Genomic DNA, 15,565 nt, shown 5'->3' with positions numbered 1-15,565 from the left:
CCCGTCTCTTTCATGACGGCGCCGCCGATCCGTTCTCCGGGTCGGCGGCGCGGGAAAACTGTCAGGTCATTTATGCGCCCGGAGGCGCAGTCACAACCTTATTCTGCGCTCGCCGCCGCAGCCGGCGCGGTCAGCGTGACCGAGCCGCCGGCCTTCTCGACCGCTTCGACCGCCGATTTCGAGGCGCCGGTCACGGTGAGGGTCAGCTTCGCGGTGATCTCGCCCTTGGCGAGAACGCGGATGCCATCGCGCTTGTGCGAGGTCACGCCCGCGGCCACGATCGCATTCTCGTCGATCGGCTGGCTGGCGTCGAGCTTGCCGGCGTCGACGAACTTCTGGATCAGGCCCAGGTTGACCACCGCATATTCCTTGCGGTTCGGCTTCGAGAAGCCGCGCTTCGGCAGACGCCGGTAGAGCGGCATCTGGCCGCCTTCGTAGCCACCCAGAGCCACGCCCGAACGCGATTTCTGGCCCTTGATACCACGGCCGGCAGTCTTGCCCTTGCCCGAGCCCGGGCCGCGCGCCACGCGCTTCTTCTTGCGGGCTGCGCCTTCGTTGTCGCGGAGTTCGTTCAGTTTCATGTCGCTATCTCCTGGCCGGAACCCCTCCGCCAGCGACGGATGGAGGGAACACGGCATTTCTTGCTTGGAAGCGGCCCTCGGGCCGCCGGACGCCTATAGTCTCTTGGCCGCCGTGGATCAAGGGCGGAAAGAGCTTCGCTCAGTGGCAATGCACCTCTCCCCGCTTGCGGTCCATGTGGCAACACTGGCCCGGGGGCGAACTCTTGCGGCAACCGCCGCCATGGGCCGGAGCCGAAACCGCCGCCGCCCCCTGAAGTCCGACCAGCAGCGCGAGAATCGCCGTCCACATCACGCGCCCCTCCCGCAGGCGGCCGAAATGCAAGACGCCCCGGACCAGCCGGGGCGTCCAGTGCTTCACGAAGGCGCAGCTCAGCCGCGCTCCTCGATGATCTCCACCAGATGCGGGATCTTGGCGACCATGCCGCGGATCGACGGCGTGTCTTCCAGTTCCCGGGTGCGGTGCATCTTGTTCAGACCGAGCCCCTTGAGGACAGCGGTCTGGACGGCCGGGCGGCGGGCAGCCGACCGGACCTGCTTCACGATGATCGTTTTCGCCATGGTCCGGGCTCCTTACGCTTCCGCCACTTCGGCTTCAGGCTTCTTCAGGATCTCGGCAACCTTCTTGCCGCGACGCTGCGCGACTTGACGGGGGCTCGATTCCCGCTTGAGGCCATCCATCGTGGCGCGGATCATGTTGTAGGGGTTCTGCGAGCCGAGCGACTTCGCCACGACGTCCTGAAGCCCCAGCATCTCGAACACGGCGCGCATCGGGCCACCGGCGATGATGCCGGTCCCAGGAACGGCGGCCCGCATCACGACCTTGCCGGCGCCGTGGCGGCCTTCCATGTCGTGGTGCAGCGTCCGGCCGTCCCGCAGGGCGACGCGGATCATCTGCCGCTTCGCCTGCTCGGTGGCCTTGCGGATCGCCTCCGGCACTTCCTTGGCCTTGCCCTTGCCGAAGCCGACGCGGCCGCGCTGGTCACCGACCACGACCAGAGCCGCAAAGCCGAAGCGCTTGCCGCCCTTCACGGTCTTGGACACGCGGTTGATCGCCACCAGACGATCGGCGAATTCCGGGGTTTCCTCGCGCGGCGCACGATCGTCGCGGCGGTCCCGGCGGTTCTCTCTCTCTGCCATCGTCTTACTCCTCAGAACTTCAGGCCGCCTTCACGGGCAGCGTCGGCCAGAGCCTTGATCTTCCCGTGAAAGAGGAAACCGCCACGGTCGAAGTAGCATGCTTCGATCCCGGCTGCCTTCGCCCGCTCGGCGATCGCACGGCCCACGGCCGCCGACGCCTCGACGTTGTTCTTGCCGAAGAAGCCCAGATCCTTTTCCAGGGTCGAGGCCGCGGCCAGCGTCACGCCGTTCGCGTCGTCGATCAGCTGCGCGCTGATGTTCTTGCTCGAACGATGGACGGACAGGCGCAGACGCCCGTTCGCCGACGCTTTCAGTTTGTTCCGGACGCGCAGGCGGCGCTTGAGGAACAGCTCTCTTTTCGTGTTCGCCATTTTCGCGCCCCTTACTTCTTCTTGCCTTCCTTGCGGAAGATGAACTCGTCCTTGTAGCGGATGCCCTTGCCCTTGTAGGGCTCGGGACGCCGCCACTCGCGGATGTTCGCCGCAACCTGACCGACGAGCTGCTGGTCGATGCCCTCAATCGTGATCTCGGTCTGCTTCGGGGTGGCAACGGTCACGCCGGCCGGAACCTCGAAGTTGACGTCGTGGCTGTAGCCGAGCGACAGTTTCAGGACATTGCCGGCCATCGCGGCGCGGTAACCCACGCCGGTGATCTCCAGCTCCTTCTTGAAGCCGGTGGTCACGCCGATCACCAGGTTCTCGACCTGCGACCGGACCATGCCCCACTGCTGACGCGCACGCTTCGAGGTGCCGCGCGGCGTCACGCGGACCACACCCTCTTCGAGGGCGATCGTCACGTCGTCGGTCGCGAGGAAGCTGCGGGTGCCCTTCGGGCCCTTCACTTCTATCGACTGACCCGAGACCGAGGCCGTCACGCCTTTCGGCAGCGGAACGGGCTTCTTGCCAATACGAGACATTTGACCCTCCTCAGAACACGGTGCAGAGCACTTCGCCGCCAACATTGGCGGAGCGGGCGCTCGCATCGGACATGACGCCTTTCGGCGTGGAGATGATGGAGACGCCCAAGCCATTGCGGACGCTCGGAAGGTCCTTGGTGGCCATGTAGACGCGGCGGCCGGGCTTCGACACGCGCTTGAGTTCGCGGATCACCGGGGTGCCTTCGAAGTACTTCAGCGAGATGACCAGTTCGCCCTGGCCGTTCTCGGTTTCCTTCTTCTCGTAGCCGCGGATGTAGCCCTCGGCCTGAAGCACGTCCAGCACCCAGGCGCGCAGCTTGGAGGCCGGCGTCGAGACGGTGGACTTGCCGCGCAGCTGCGCGTTGCGGATGCGGGTCAGCATATCGCCGAGCGGATCGTTCATCGACATATCCCGATCTCCTTACCAGCTCGACTTCACCATGCCGGGGATCTGGCCGAACGAGGCCAGTTCACGCAGCATGATCCGCGAGAGTTTCAGCTTGCGGTAGAACGCATGCGGGCGGCCCGTCAGCTGGCAGCGGTTGTGGATCCGCGTCGCCGACGAGTTGCGGGGCAGTTCCGCCAGCTTGAGCTGCGCCTTGAAGCGCTGCTCCATCGGCAGGTCCGCATTGGTGGTGATCTCTTTCAGCGAGGCGCGCTTGGCAGCATACTTCTGCACCATCTTCGCGCGCTTGACCTCGCGTTCGATCATGGATTTCTTTGCCATATCTCTCTCTCCCGCGATCAGCTGATGAACGGCATGTTGAACTGCTTCAACAGCGCCTTCGCTTCCGCGTCGGTCTTCGCGGTGGTGCAGATAATGATGTCCATGCCGAGAACCTCGTCGACCTTGTCGAAGTTGATCTCGGGGAACACGAACTGCTCTTTCAGGCCCATCGCGTAGTTGCCGCGCCCGTCGAACGAGTTGCCCTTGACGCCGCGGAAGTCGCGGACGCGGGGCAGCGCGATCGTGATCAGACGGTCGAGGAATTCGTACATGCGGTCGCCGCGCAGGGTGACCTTGCAGCCGAGCGGCATCAGCTCGCGCACGCGGAAGCCGGCGATCGACTTCTTGGCGTGGGTGATGACGGCCTTCTGGCCGGCGATCAGCGACAGCTCTTCCGCAGCGGTCTTCACCTTCTTGGTGTCCTTGACCGCTTCGCCGACGCCCATGTTCAGGACGATCTTGTCCAGACGCGGGATCTGCATGTCGTTCTTGTAGCCGAACTGCTCCTTCAGCGCCGCGCGAACGGTGCTGGCATAGGCAGTCTTGAGCCGCGGGGTGTAGTTGGTCTGGTCGAGCATCAGATGACGTCCCCCGTGGTCTTGGCGTAGCGGACCTTCTGCTCGCCTTCCATGCGGAAGCCGACGCGGGTCGCCTTGCCGTTGGCATCGAGCAGCGCGAGGTTCGACAGGTCGATCGGCATCGCCTTGGCGATGCGGCCGCCCTGCGAGGTCGGGGTCTGCTTGGTGTGACGGATGGCGAGGTTCACGCCGTCGACGATGGCCTTGTTGGCCTTCGGCATCACCGTGGTGATCTCACCCTGCTTGCCCTTGTCCTTGCCGGCGAGCACGACGACCTTGTCGCCCTTCTTCAGCTTGGCGGCCATCAGAGCACCTCCGGAGCCAGCGAGATGATTTTCATGAAGTTCTTGGCACGCAGTTCGCGCACGACCGGCCCGAAGATACGGGTGCCGACCGGTTCGCCCTGGTTGTTCAGGATGACGGCGGCGTTGCGGTCGAAGCGGATGGTGGTGCCGTCCTCACGACGGACTTCCTTGGCGGTGCGCACGACGACGGCCTTGCGGACATCGCCCTTCTTCACGCGACCGCGCGGGATGGCTTCCTTGACCGACACCACGATGATGTCGCCGACGCTGGCGTAGCGGCGGTGGGAACCACCCAGAACCTTGATGCACTGAACCCGGCGAGCGCCCGAGTTGTCAGCAACATCCAGATTGGTCTGCATCTGGATCATTTGGTTTCTCCCGACCTTTGGGGACCGCTTGATCCCGCGGCCCCAGGGTTTCGTTCAGACGGAAAGGTCAACTCAGGCCGAAACGGCTTCGGTGACGACCTTCCAGCGTTTGGTCTTCGAGATGGGCGCGCATTCCTCGATGCGGACGACGTCGCCGACCTTGAACTGGTTCTCCGGGTCGTGCGCCCGGTATTTCTTCGACAGGCGGACCGTCTTCTTCAGCAGCGGGTGCTTGAAGCGGCGCTCGACGAGGACCGTCACGGTCTGCTCGTTCTTGTCGCTGGTCACGGTGCCTTGCAGGATGCGTTTGGGCATGGAAGCCTCCCTCTCAGTTCGCAGCGGCCGAAGCGGCCATCTCGTTCAGGACCGTCTTGATGCGGGCGACGTCACGACGGACGGCGCGCATGCGGGCGGTGTTCTCGAGCTGGCCAGTGGCCTGCTGGAAACGGAGGTTGAAGGCTTCCTTCTTGAGCGCCACGAGCTGGTCGCGGAGCTGGTCCGGGGTCTTGGACCGGAGATCCTGGGCGGTGGTCATCGCCTCGTTCCTTTCTCAATCACCAGAGGGCCCCTGACCTTGGCGCAGGGTCACCTGTGTCCTGGTGGATCAATGACAAATCCGCGAATCCGGTCGCCCGGAATCCGCAGGATGCAGCCTGCTACAGGAGGAGAGGTCCAAGAGCAAGCAGAGAATCGTTCACCCCGCGCCGGAAAGCGAAGGGCCCCCGGCGTGGTGACGTCGGGGGCCCCTTCAATCCGTTGCGGGACCTTACCAGTCCTCGCGCACCACGATGCGGGTGGTGATCGGCAGCTTCATCGCGCCGAGGCGCAGGGCCTCGCGGGCGATCGTCTCGGACACGCCGTCGATCTCGAACATGATCCGGCCCGGCTTGACCTTGGCCGCCCAGAAGTCGACCGAGCCCTTGCCCTTACCCATACGCACTTCGGTCGGCTTCGAGGTGACCGGAGTGTCGGGGAACACGCGGATCCAGACCCGGCCCTGACGCTTCATGTGGCGGGTGATCGCGCGGCGGGCCGCCTCGATCTGCCGCGCGGTGACGCGCTCGGGCTCGGTGGCCTTGAGGCCGAAGCCGCCGAAGTTCAGGAGGAACCCGCCCTTCGCCTCGCCGTGGATGCGGCCCTTGTGCTGTTTGCGGAACTTTGTCCGTTTCGGTTGCAGCATCTTATTGCTCCCTTACGCGCGTTCGCGGTCGCGACGCGGCGGACGCGGCGCAGCGCCTTCCTGGGCTTCCGAATGCCGGCGGTCGTGCGCCTGCGGATCGTGCTCCAGGATCTCGCCCTTGAAGATCCAGACCTTCACCCCGATGATCCCGTAGGGGGTCGTGGCTTCCGAGGTCGCATAGTCGATGTCGGCGCGCAGCGTGTGCAGCGGCACGCGACCTTCGCGATACCACTCGGTCCGGGCAATCTCGGCACCGCCGAGGCGGCCCGCGACGTTGACCCGGATGCCGAGCGCACCGATGCGCATGGCGTTCTGCACGCCGCGCTTCATGGCGCGACGGAAGGACACCCGACGCTCCATCTGCTGGGCGATCGACTCGGCCACCAGCTGGGCGTCAAGCTCGGGCTTGCGGATCTCGACGATGTTCAGGTGAAGCTCGGACTTCGTGAAGGCCGAGAGCTTCTTGCGCAGCGTCTCGATGTCCGCGCCCTTCTTGCCGATGATCACGCCCGGACGGGCGGTGTGGATCGTCACGCGGCACTTCTTGTGCGGACGCTCGATGATCACCTTCGACACGCCGGCCTGCTTGGCGTAGTCGTGGATGAACTCGCGCATCTTGAGGTCTTCCAGCAGCAGGTTGCCGTAGTCCTTCGACTCGGCGAACCAGCGGCTGTCCCAGGTGCGGTTCACCTGAAGGCGCATGCCGATCGGATTGACCTTCTGACCCATTACGCAGTCTCCCCGACTTGCTTCACCTTGATCGTGAGCTCGCTGAACGGTTTCATGATCTTGCCGAACCGGCCGCGGGCGCGCGGACGGCCGCGCTTCATCACGAGGTTCTTGCCGCAGTAGGCTTCGGTCACGACGAGCTCATCCACGTCGAGGCCGTGGTTGTTCTCGGCGTTGGCGATGGCCGACTGGAGGCACTTCAGCACGTCCTGGCTGATGCGCTTCTTCGAGAAGGTGAGGTCGGCGATCGCCTTGTCGACCTTCTTGCCACGGATCAGCGCGGCGACGAGGTTCAGCTTCTGCGGCGAGGTGCGCAGCATCTTCGCCTTGGCGAAGGCTTCGTTTTCGCCCACGCGGCGCGGGTTCTTTTCCTGGCCCATGGATTACTTCCTCTTCGCTTTCTTGTCGGCGGCGTGACCGTAGTAGGTCCGCGTCGGCGAGTACTCACCGAACTTCTGGCCGATCATCTCCTCGGTCACGTTGACCGGGATGTGCTTCTTGCCGTTGTAGACGCCGAAGGTGAGGCCCACGAACTGCGGCAGGATGGTGGAGCGACGCGACCAGATCTTGATCACTTCGTTCTTGCCCGACTCGCGCGACTTCTCTGCCTTCTTCAGCAGGTAGCCGTCGACGAAGGGGCCTTTCCAGGTAGAACGTGCCATCTATCAGCGCCCTTTCTTCTTCGCGTGGCGCGAGCGGACAATGAGGTTGTCCGAAGCCTTGCTCTTGCGGGTGCGGTTGCCCTTGGTGCCCTTGCCCCACGGGGTAACCGGGTGACGGCCGCCCGAGGTGCGGCCTTCGCCGCCGCCGTGCGGGTGGTCGATCGGGTTCATGGCCACGCCGCGGACCGTCGGGCGGACGCCCAGGTGACGCATGCGGCCAGCCTTGCCGAAGTTCTGGTTCGAGTTGTCGGGGTTCGACACCGCGCCAACCGTCGCCATGCACTCCTGACGCACCATGCGCAGTTCGCCCGACGAAAGGCGGATCTGGGCATAGCCGCCGTCACGGCCGACGAATTGCGCATAGGTGCCGGCGGCGCGGGCCAGCTGGCCGCCCTTGCCCGGCTTGAGTTCGACGTTGTGCACGATCGTACCGATCGGCATGCCCGAGAACGGCATCGCGTTGCCCGGCTTCACGTCGGTCTTCTCGCCGGCGATCACGCTGTCGCCCACGGCGAGGCGCTGCGGCGCGAGGATGTAGGCAAGCTCGCCATCCTCATATTTCACGAGCGCGATGAAGGCGGTCCGGTTCGGGTCGTATTCGATCCGCTCGACGACAGCCGCCATGTCGAACTTGCGACGCTTGAAATCGACGATGCGGTAGAGACGCTTCGCCCCGCCGCCCTTGTGCCACATCGTGACGCGTCCGGTGTTGTTCCGTCCGCCGGTCTTGATAAGGCCCTCAACGAGGGTCTTGACCGGGCGGCCTTTCCACAGCTCCGAACGGTCGATCAGAACCAGCCCACGCTGGCCAGGCGTCGTCGGTTTGTACGACTTGAGTGCCATGCTTCCTGTCTTCCGTCAGCTAGAGGACCCCTTGCGGGTCCGGTACAGGGCTCCGAAGATCCCCAGGTGATAAAAATCCGCGGCCCCGGAAACCCGGGGCCGCAAGATTCGTCGGCCTTTTATCAGAGGCCGGTGGTGACGTCGATGGTGTTTCCTTCCTCGAGCGTCACATAGGCCTTCTTGCGATCCGAGCGGACGCCGGGACGGCCCTTGAACTTCTTCGTCTTGCCCTTGGTGACGGTGGTGTTCACCGCCTTGACCTTGACGTTGAAGATCGCCTCGACCGCTTCCTTGATCTGCGGCTTGGTCGCGTCCATCGCCACCGCGAAGACGACGCCATTGGCCTCGGAGGTCATGGTCGCCTTCTCGGTGATCACCGGCTTGCGGATCACATCGTAGTGTTCGGGTTTGGCGGTCATTTCAGACGAGCCTCCAGAGCTTCGACACCCGCCTTCGTGATCACGAGGGTGTCACGCTTCAGGATGTCATAGACGTTCGCCCCGATCGACGGCAGCACATCGACGCCCTCGAGGTTGCGTGCCGCCTTGGCGAAGTTCTCGTTGATCTCGGCGCCGTCGATGACGAGCACGCGCTTCCAGCCGAGCTCCTTCACCGCCTTGGCGAGAACCGCGGTCTTCGCCTCGGTCAGCGCGATGTCCTCGATCACGATCAGGTTGCCGGTCGTGGCCTTCGACGACAGCGCGTGCTTCAGACCCAGCGCCCGGAACTTCTTGTTCAGGTCGTGGGCGTGGCTGCGCGGGGTCGGGCCCTTGTAGACGCCACCGTGACGGAAGATCGGCGCCTTCTTGGACCCGTGGCGAGCGCCGCCGGTACCTTTCTGGCGGTAGATCTTCTTGGTCGAGTAGCTCACGTCCGACTTGCCGAGCACCGAGTGGGTGCCGGCCTGGGCTTTCGCCCGCTGCCAGCGCACCACGCGGTGCAGGATGTCGGCGCGCGGCTCGAGGCCGAAGATCGCGTCGTCGAGTTCAATCGAGCCCGCGGGGCTCGCGTCCAGCTTGATGACTTCAGCCTTCATTGCTTTCGCCTCCAACGGAGGTTTCCAGAGCCGCCGCGCGGATCGCCGCCGGACGGATCGCCTGTTCCGGCACCGGCTTCTTCACGGCATCCTTGATGGTGACCCAGCCGCCCTTCGAACCGGGAACGGCGCCCTTCACCATGATCAGGCCGCGGTCGCTGTCGGTGCGGACGACCTGCAGGTTCTGCGTGGTCACACGGGCTGCACCCATGTGGCCGGCCATCTTCTTGCCCTTGAACACCTTGCCGGGGTCCTGGCACTGGCCGGTCGAACCGTGCGAGCGGTGGCTGATCGACACGCCGTGCGAGGCGCGCAGACCGCCGAAGTTGTGCCGCTTCATCGCACCGGCAAAGCCTTTACCGATCGAGGTGCCGGCGATGTCCACATACTGACCCGCGAAGTAGTGGTCAGCGGTGATCTCGGCACCGACGTCGATCAGGCAGTCCGGCGTGACGCGGAATTCGGCGATCTTGCGCTTGGGCTCCACGTTTGCTTTCGCGAAGTGGCCGCGCATGCCGGCCGAGGTCCGTTTCGCCTTGGCGGCACCCGCGCCGAGCTGGACGGCGGTGTAGCCATCCTTCTCGGCCGTGCGCTGCGCGACGACCTGGAGCGAGTCGAGTTGGAGGACGGTCACGGGAACCTGCTTGCCGTCCTCGAGGAACAGCCGGGTCATGCCCAGCTTCTTGGCGATAACACCAGAGCGCATTGTCGTGGACCCCTCAAACCTTGATCTGGATGTCCACGCCGGCCGCGAGGTCGAGCTTCATCAGCGCGTCCACGGTCTGCGGGGTCGGATCGACGATGTCGAGAAGGCGCTTGTGCGTCCGGATCTCCCACTGGTCGCGCGACTTCTTGTCGATGTGCGGACCGCGGAGAACGGTGAACTTCTCGATCTTGTTCGGCAGCGGGATCGGGCCGCGCACTTGCGCGCCGGTCCGCTTCGCCGTGTTCACGATTTCCTGGGTGCTGGCGTCCAGCACCCGGTAATCGAAGGCTTTCAGCCTGATGCGGATAGTCTGACCTTGCATTTACATGCCCTCGGGCTTGGCGGGAAACGGGGGGGCTTGGGTCGTCCCCCCGCCCCTCTGCCAATTTGCGATTACGCGATGATTTTCGAGACGACGCCGGCGCCGACGGTGCGGCCGCCTTCACGGATGGCGAAGCGGAGCTTCTCTTCCATGGCGATCGGCGCGATCAGCTCGACGTTGAACTTCAGGTTGTCGCCCGGCATCACCATCTCGGTGCCTTCCGGCAGTTGAACCGTGCCGGTCACGTCGGTGGTGCGGAAGTAGAACTGCGGACGGTAGTTCGCGAAGAACGGGGTGTGGCGGCCGCCTTCCTCTTTCGTGAGGATGTAGGCCTCGGCCTCGAACTTCGTGTGCGGCTTCACCGAGCCGGGCTTGCACAGCACCTGGCCGCGCTCGATCCCGTCGCGGTCCACGCCACGCAGCAGCAGACCGACGTTGTCGCCCGCCTCGCCCTGGTCGAGCAGCTTGCGGAACATCTCGACGCCGGTGCAGACCGTCTTCTTCGACGGGCGGATGCCGACGATCTCGAGTTCCTCGCCCACCTTCACCACGCCGCGCTCGATGCGGCCGGTGGCCACGGTGCCGCGGCCCGAGATCGAGAACACGTCCTCGACCGGCATCAGGAACGGCTGGTCCACGGCGCGGGCCGGGGTCGGGATGTACTCGTCAACGGCGGCGATCAGGGCGCGGATCGCGTCCTCGCCGATTTCCTTCTCGGTGCCATTCATCGCATGCAGCGCCGAGCCCTTGATGATCGGGATGTCGTCGCCGGGGTAGTCATAGGACGACAGCAGCTCACGGATCTCCATCTCGACCAGTTCGAGAAGTTCCGGGTCATCGACCTGGTCGACCTTGTTCATGAACACGACCATGTAGGGGATGCCCACCTGGCGGCCGAGCAGGATGTGCTCGCGGGTCTGCGGCATCGGGCCGTCGGCGGCCGACACCACGAGGATCGCGCCGTCCATCTGGGCGGCACCGGTGATCATGTTCTTCACGTAGTCGGCGTGGCCGGGGCAGTCGACGTGGGCGTAGTGGCGGGTGTCCGACTCGTATTCCACGTGGGCGGTCGAGATCGTGATGCCGCGGGCGCGCTCTTCCGGGGCGCCGTCGATCTGGTCGTAGGCGCGGAATTCGCCGAAGTACTTGGTGATCGCGGCCGTCAGCGTCGTCTTGCCGTGGTCAACGTGGCCGATCGTGCCGATGTTGACGTGCGGTTTCGTCCGCTCGAACTTTGCCTTTGCCATGATGGCCTCCTGAATGTGTCGCGGGTGGGGTGCACCCTACGGGGTTGGGTAGGGTGGGCTGATCGCCCACCGCGCTTAGGCGTATTTCTTCTGGATCTCGTCCGAGATGTTCTGCGGCACCGCGTCGTAGTGGTCGAAGTGCATGGTGAACACGGCGCGGCCCGAGGACATCGAGCGCAGCGTGTTGATGTAGCCGAACATGTTGGCCAGCGGAACGAAGGCGTTGATCACGTTCGCGTTGCCGCGAGTGTCCTGGCCCTGCACCATGCCGCGCCGCGAGGTCAGGTCGCCGATGATGCCGCCGGTGTATTCCTCCGGGGTCACCACTTCGACCTTCATGATCGGCTCGAGCAGCTTCGCGCCGGCCTTCTTCAGGCCTTCGCGCATCCCGGCCCGGGCCGCGATCTCGAAGGCGAGAACCGACGAGTCGACGTCGTGGAACGCACCGTCAACCAGCGCGACCTTGAAGTCGATGACCGGGAAGCCCGCGAGCGGACCCGAGTCCATGACCGACTTGATGCCCTTCTCGACGCCGGGGATGTATTCCTTCGGCACCGCGCCACCGACGATCTTCGACTCGAACGAGTAGCCCTGGCCCGGCTCGACCGGTTCGATCTGAAGCTTGACGCGGGCGAACTGGCCCGTGCCGCCGGTCTGCTTCTTGTGGGTGTAGTCGATCTCGGCCGCACGCGAGATGGTCTCGCGGTAGGCCACCTGCGGCGCACCGATGTTCGCCTCGACCTTGAACTCGCGCTTCATCCGGTCGACGAGGATGTCGAGGTGAAGTTCGCCCATGCCCTTCATGATCGTCTGCCCCGACTCGAAGTCGGTCTCGACGCGGAAGGACGGGTCCTCGGCGGCCAGACGCGCGAGCGCCAGACCCATCTTCTCCTGGTCGGCCTTGGTCTTCGGCTCGACGGCGATCTCGATCACCGGCTCGGGGAAGGTCATGGTTTCCAGGACGACCTGATTGTTCGGGTCGCAGAGCGTGTCGCCGGTGGTGGTCTCTTTCAGACCGGCCAGCGCGATGATGTCGCCCGCGAAGGCTTCGTCGATCTCTTCCCGGTTGATGGCGTGCATCATCATCATCCGGCCCACGCGCTCGCGCTTGCCCTTCGTCGAGTTGACCATCTGGTCACCCTTCTTGAGCACGCCCGAGTAGATGCGGGTGAAGGTGAGCGAGCCCACGAAGGGGTCGTTCATGATCTTGAACGCCAGCGCCGCGAAGGGCTGCGCGTCGTCGGCCGAGCGCGCGATGTTGCGCGTTTCGGTCTCGTCGCCCGGGGCGAAGCCCATGTAGGCCGGCACGTCGAGCGGCGACGGCAGGTAGTCGATCACCGAGTTCAGGACCGGCTGCACGCCCTTGTTCTTGAACGCGGAGCCCGCGGTCACCGGAACGAAGGACATGGAGAGGCAGCCCTTGCGGATCAGCTTCCGCAGGGTCGGGACGTCGGGCTCGTTGCCTTCGAGGTAGGCTTCCATCGCCTCGTCGTCCTGCTCGACGGCGAGTTCGATCAGCTTGCCGCGCCACTCTTCGGCTTCCGCCTTGAGCGAGTCGCGCACGTCGCGGATTTCCCACGAAGCGCCAAGGTCTTCACCCTGGTAAACCCATTCCTTCATCGTCACGAGGTCGATGATGCCTTCCAGCTTGTCCTCGGCGCCGATCGGCAGGGCGATCGGGGCGGGGGTCGCGCCGGTGCGGTCCTTGATCATCTTCACGCAGTTGAAGAAGTCGGCGCCGATCTTGTCCATCTTGTTGACGAACACGATCCGCGGAACCTTGTAGCGGTCGGCCTGGCGCCAGACGGTTTCCGTCTGGGGCTCGACGCCGGCGTTGGCGTCCAGAAGGCACACGGCCCCGTCAAGCACCGCCAGCGAACGCTCGACCTCGATGGTGAAGTCGACGTGTCCGGGGGTGTCGATGATGTTGAAGCGGTGCTTCGGCGTCATCGGGGTCTTGCCGTCCTCGGTGCGCTCCCAGAAGGTCGTGGTCGCGGCCGAGGTGATGGTGATGCCCCGCTCCTGCTCCTGCTCCATCCAGTCCATCGTCGCGGCGCCGTCATGCACCTCGCCGATCTTGTGGGACTTGCCGGTGTAGTAGAGGATCCGCTCGGTCGTCGTCGTCTTGCCGGCGTCGATGTGAGCCATGATCCCGAAGTTACGGTACAGCTCGAGGGGGTATTCGCGTGCCATCTGGATGGTCCTCAGGCTGAGTGGTTACCAGCGGTAATGGCTGAACGCCTTGTTCGCGTCGGCCATCTTGTGGGTGTCTTCCCGCTTCTTCACGGCCGTCCCGCGGTTGTTGCAGGCATCGGCGAGCTCGGCGGCGAGACGCTCTTCCATGGTGTTCTCGTTGCGCTTGCGCGCGGCGGTGATCAGCCAGCGGATCGCAAGGGCCTCACGGCGCTCGGTGCGGACTTCGACCGGAACCTGGTAGGTGGCCCCGCCGACGCGGCGCGAGCGCACCTCGACCGAGGGCTTCACGTTGTCGAGCGCCTCGTGGAAGGCTTCGAGCGGCTCGCGCTTCAGACGGGTCTGGACCCGGTCGAGCGCGTTGTAGACGATCGATTCCGCGACCGACTTCTTGCCGTCGATCATCAGGTTGTTCATGAACTTGGTCAGCACCGTATCGCCGAACTTGGCGTCGGGCAGGATTTCGCGCTTCTCGGCTGCGTGACGACGGGACATACCCGGAACTCCTTATTTCGGACGCTTCGCGCCGTATTTCGAACGGCGTTGACGACGATCTTTGACACCCTGGGTATCGAGGACACCGCGCAGGATGTGGTAGCGAACGCCCGGAAGGTCCTTCACGCGGCCGCCGCGGATGAGCACGACGGAGTGCTCTTGCAGGTTGTGCTTCTCGCCGGGGATGTAGGAGATCACCTCGAAGCCGTTGGTCAGGCGGACCTTGGCGACCTTACGCATAGCGGAGTTCGGCTTCTTCGGCGTCGTGGTGTAGACGCGCGTGCAGACGCCACGCTTCTGCGGGCAGGACTCCAGGTGCTGGGACTTGGAGCGGACTCGTTTCGGCTCCCGCGGCTTGCGGATGAGCTGTTGGATCGTTGGCATTCACGTTCCCCGTGTTGCAACCCGTTTCATTCACGCCTGCCCGGATCCGGTCGGGGGGCGCCGTTCGCGGTGCCTGTTCGCACAAACACCAAAACCGCGGACGTCCCTTTGCGGGGACGACGCGGTGGAATTCCAGAGGATCGGGGCGCGGAGCCCGGATCATGACCACTACAGTTAACTGAGGCTGGCCGCAGGCCGAGGAGCCCGCAGCTCAGGTAGGCGGCGTATAGGGGGAGTCGCGGGGGATGTCAACAGGCGCCTCCTGCCGGCGGGCAAGCCGCGCCTCGCGCCAGAGGGTGAAGATCCCCGCCGCCGCCACGATGGCCGATCCGGCCAGCGTCATCGCGTCCGGAAGGTTGCCGAACATGAGCCAGCCGAGGCCGATGGCCCAGATCAGGCCGGTGTATCGAAAGGGCGAGACGAAGCCGATGTCGCCCGCCCGCATCGCGGCCACGATGAACAGATAACCCAGGATCAGCGCCCCGGCGGCGACAAGGATCAGCAGTGCCTCGCGCAGGCTGACCGGCTGAAGCCCCGCGACGAGGGCGCCCGCAATCCCCATCACGGTCACCGCGAGCGAGGTCCAGATCGCAATGGTGGCGGAGGGCACCGCCGGTCCGAGCCGTCGCGTCGCCAGATCCCGCGCCACCACGCAGGCGACCGAGGCAAGGCCGAGCAGCGACCAGACACTGAATCCTTCGGCCCCCGGGCGCACGATCAGCAGAACACCCCCGAAGCCTGCGAGGATCGCCAGCATCCGGCGCCAGCCCAGCGGCTCCTTCAGGACAACCGCCGCCGCAAGCGTGACAGCCAGTGGCAGCGACTGCAGGATCGCCACGAGGTTCGCGAGCGGCAGCACCATCAGCGCCGAAAGGTAGGTGACCGTCGCCAGCACGTCCGCGCCCACCCGGATCGACAGCAGCTTTCGGTCGGGACGGGGCAGCCGGAAGCGCAGGCCGCCGACGCTCGAGCCATACAGGAACAGGAACGGCAGCGTGACGAGGCCGCGCAGCGCGATGGCCTCGAACAGCGGCAGGCTCTGCGTCACCGCCTTCATCAGGGCGTCGTTCACCGTGAAGGCCGCCATCGCCACGTTCATGGCGATCGCGCCGCGCAGATTGTCCGAGAGGGGCAAGGGAATCTCCGTCTTCCGACG

General features: G+C 65.0%; 27 protein-coding genes. All 27 read right to left on the bottom strand.

The window, feature by feature from the left end:
* Positions 1-98 precede the first annotated feature (98 nt).
* Complete coding sequence (rplO, locus tag CK951_RS02095; RefSeq protein ID WP_096784588.1) at positions 99-581, bottom strand: 50S ribosomal protein L15; 483 nt, start codon at positions 579-581, stop codon at positions 99-101.
* Positions 582-720: 139 nt separating this feature from the next.
* Positions 721-870 (bottom strand): hypothetical protein, encoded by a 150-nt coding sequence (locus CK951_RS21275; RefSeq protein ID WP_198402383.1) that lies wholly within the window; start codon positions 868-870, stop codon positions 721-723.
* Between the two features lie 80 nt (positions 871-950).
* Positions 951-1,139 carry a 50S ribosomal protein L30 gene (gene rpmD, locus CK951_RS02085; protein WP_002722524.1) on the bottom strand — a complete coding sequence of 63 codons (189 nt, stop codon included), beginning with the start codon at positions 1,137-1,139 and terminating at the stop codon, positions 951-953.
* A 12-nt stretch (positions 1,140-1,151) separates the two neighbouring features.
* Positions 1,152-1,718, bottom strand: a complete 567-nt coding sequence (gene rpsE / locus CK951_RS02080) for a 30S ribosomal protein S5 (RefSeq protein ID WP_096784586.1) — start codon at positions 1,716-1,718, stop codon at positions 1,152-1,154.
* Between the two features lie 11 nt (positions 1,719-1,729).
* Entirely contained in the window at positions 1,730-2,089 is a 360-nt protein-coding gene (gene rplR / locus CK951_RS02075; RefSeq protein ID WP_096784585.1) for a 50S ribosomal protein L18, read from the bottom strand.
* A gap of 11 nt (positions 2,090-2,100) precedes the next feature.
* On the bottom strand, positions 2,101-2,634 hold the full coding sequence (gene rplF, locus CK951_RS02070; protein ID WP_096784584.1) for a 50S ribosomal protein L6: 534 nt from the start codon (positions 2,632-2,634) through the stop codon (positions 2,101-2,103).
* A 10-nt stretch (positions 2,635-2,644) separates the two neighbouring features.
* Positions 2,645-3,043, bottom strand: a complete 399-nt coding sequence (gene rpsH / locus CK951_RS02065; RefSeq protein WP_096784583.1) for a 30S ribosomal protein S8 — start codon at positions 3,041-3,043, stop codon at positions 2,645-2,647.
* A gap of 12 nt (positions 3,044-3,055) precedes the next feature.
* Positions 3,056-3,361, bottom strand: coding sequence for a 30S ribosomal protein S14 (gene rpsN / locus CK951_RS02060; protein WP_096784582.1), 306 nt, complete (start codon positions 3,359-3,361; stop codon positions 3,056-3,058).
* A 17-nt stretch (positions 3,362-3,378) separates the two neighbouring features.
* Positions 3,379-3,939, bottom strand: a complete 561-nt coding sequence (gene rplE, locus CK951_RS02055; RefSeq protein WP_096784581.1) for a 50S ribosomal protein L5 — start codon at positions 3,937-3,939, stop codon at positions 3,379-3,381.
* The gene (gene rplX, locus CK951_RS02050; protein WP_096784580.1) at positions 3,939-4,244 is read right to left on the bottom strand and encodes a 50S ribosomal protein L24; all 306 of its coding nucleotides are present in this window, start codon (positions 4,242-4,244) and stop codon (positions 3,939-3,941) included. The genes rplE and rplX overlap by 1 nt, the downstream gene beginning before the upstream one ends.
* Positions 4,244-4,612: a 50S ribosomal protein L14 gene (rplN, locus tag CK951_RS02045; protein ID WP_002722508.1), complete on the bottom strand. Its 369-nt coding sequence runs from the start codon at positions 4,610-4,612 to the stop codon at positions 4,244-4,246. Before rplN ends, rplX begins: the two co-directional genes overlap by 1 nt.
* A 72-nt stretch (positions 4,613-4,684) precedes the next feature.
* Complete coding sequence (rpsQ, locus tag CK951_RS02040; RefSeq protein WP_096784579.1) at positions 4,685-4,927, bottom strand: 30S ribosomal protein S17; 243 nt, start codon at positions 4,925-4,927, stop codon at positions 4,685-4,687.
* 13 nt (positions 4,928-4,940) lie between these two features.
* Entirely contained in the window at positions 4,941-5,147 is a 207-nt protein-coding gene (gene rpmC, locus CK951_RS02035) for a 50S ribosomal protein L29 (RefSeq protein ID WP_096784578.1), read from the bottom strand.
* A 231-nt stretch (positions 5,148-5,378) separates the two neighbouring features.
* A complete protein-coding gene (rplP, locus tag CK951_RS02030; RefSeq protein WP_096784577.1) occupies positions 5,379-5,792 on the bottom strand; it encodes a 50S ribosomal protein L16 in 414 nt (137 codons plus the stop codon).
* Between the two features lie 12 nt (positions 5,793-5,804).
* On the bottom strand, positions 5,805-6,521 hold the full coding sequence (gene rpsC, locus CK951_RS02025; protein ID WP_096784576.1) for a 30S ribosomal protein S3: 717 nt from the start codon (positions 6,519-6,521) through the stop codon (positions 5,805-5,807).
* On the bottom strand, positions 6,521-6,901 hold the full coding sequence (gene rplV, locus CK951_RS02020) for a 50S ribosomal protein L22 (RefSeq protein WP_096784575.1): 381 nt from the start codon (positions 6,899-6,901) through the stop codon (positions 6,521-6,523). Before rplV ends, rpsC begins: the two co-directional genes overlap by 1 nt.
* A 3-nt stretch (positions 6,902-6,904) precedes the next feature.
* Positions 6,905-7,183 (bottom strand): 30S ribosomal protein S19, encoded by a 279-nt coding sequence (gene rpsS, locus CK951_RS02015; protein ID WP_096784574.1) that lies wholly within the window; start codon positions 7,181-7,183, stop codon positions 6,905-6,907.
* 3 nt (positions 7,184-7,186) lie between these two features.
* Positions 7,187-8,026 carry a 50S ribosomal protein L2 gene (rplB, locus tag CK951_RS02010; protein ID WP_096784573.1) on the bottom strand — a complete coding sequence of 280 codons (840 nt, stop codon included), beginning with the start codon at positions 8,024-8,026 and terminating at the stop codon, positions 7,187-7,189.
* Positions 8,027-8,148: 122 nt separating this feature from the next.
* Positions 8,149-8,445: a 50S ribosomal protein L23 gene (locus CK951_RS02005; protein ID WP_096784572.1), complete on the bottom strand. Its 297-nt coding sequence runs from the start codon at positions 8,443-8,445 to the stop codon at positions 8,149-8,151.
* Positions 8,442-9,062 (bottom strand): 50S ribosomal protein L4, encoded by a 621-nt coding sequence (gene rplD / locus CK951_RS02000; RefSeq protein ID WP_096784571.1) that lies wholly within the window; start codon positions 9,060-9,062, stop codon positions 8,442-8,444. The genes CK951_RS02005 and rplD overlap by 4 nt, the downstream gene beginning before the upstream one ends.
* The gene (gene rplC / locus CK951_RS01995; protein WP_096784570.1) at positions 9,052-9,768 is read right to left on the bottom strand and encodes a 50S ribosomal protein L3; all 717 of its coding nucleotides are present in this window, start codon (positions 9,766-9,768) and stop codon (positions 9,052-9,054) included. The genes rplD and rplC overlap by 11 nt, the downstream gene beginning before the upstream one ends.
* A 13-nt stretch (positions 9,769-9,781) precedes the next feature.
* Positions 9,782-10,090 carry a 30S ribosomal protein S10 gene (gene rpsJ / locus CK951_RS01990; RefSeq protein ID WP_002722490.1) on the bottom strand — a complete coding sequence of 103 codons (309 nt, stop codon included), beginning with the start codon at positions 10,088-10,090 and terminating at the stop codon, positions 9,782-9,784.
* A 71-nt stretch (positions 10,091-10,161) separates the two neighbouring features.
* Positions 10,162-11,337: an elongation factor Tu gene (tuf, locus tag CK951_RS01985; protein WP_096784559.1), complete on the bottom strand. Its 1,176-nt coding sequence runs from the start codon at positions 11,335-11,337 to the stop codon at positions 10,162-10,164.
* 75 nt (positions 11,338-11,412) lie between these two features.
* Positions 11,413-13,530 (bottom strand): elongation factor G, encoded by a 2,118-nt coding sequence (fusA, locus tag CK951_RS01980; protein WP_096784569.1) that lies wholly within the window; start codon positions 13,528-13,530, stop codon positions 11,413-11,415.
* A gap of 24 nt (positions 13,531-13,554) precedes the next feature.
* Positions 13,555-14,025: a 30S ribosomal protein S7 gene (rpsG, locus tag CK951_RS01975; protein ID WP_002722484.1), complete on the bottom strand. Its 471-nt coding sequence runs from the start codon at positions 14,023-14,025 to the stop codon at positions 13,555-13,557.
* Positions 14,026-14,037: 12 nt separating this feature from the next.
* Positions 14,038-14,409 (bottom strand): 30S ribosomal protein S12, encoded by a 372-nt coding sequence (rpsL, locus tag CK951_RS01970; RefSeq protein ID WP_002722481.1) that lies wholly within the window; start codon positions 14,407-14,409, stop codon positions 14,038-14,040.
* A 211-nt stretch (positions 14,410-14,620) separates the two neighbouring features.
* On the bottom strand, positions 14,621-15,544 hold the full coding sequence (locus CK951_RS01965; protein WP_096784568.1) for a DMT family transporter: 924 nt from the start codon (positions 15,542-15,544) through the stop codon (positions 14,621-14,623).
* Between the last annotated feature and the right edge of the window lie 21 nt (positions 15,545-15,565).

The organism is Rhodobacter sp. CZR27, assembly GCF_002407205.1.
Lineage (GTDB): Bacteria > Pseudomonadota > Alphaproteobacteria > Rhodobacterales > Rhodobacteraceae > Cereibacter_A.
Note: the sequence above shows the minus strand (reverse complement) of the source record. Positions and strands in the feature narration are given on the sequence as shown.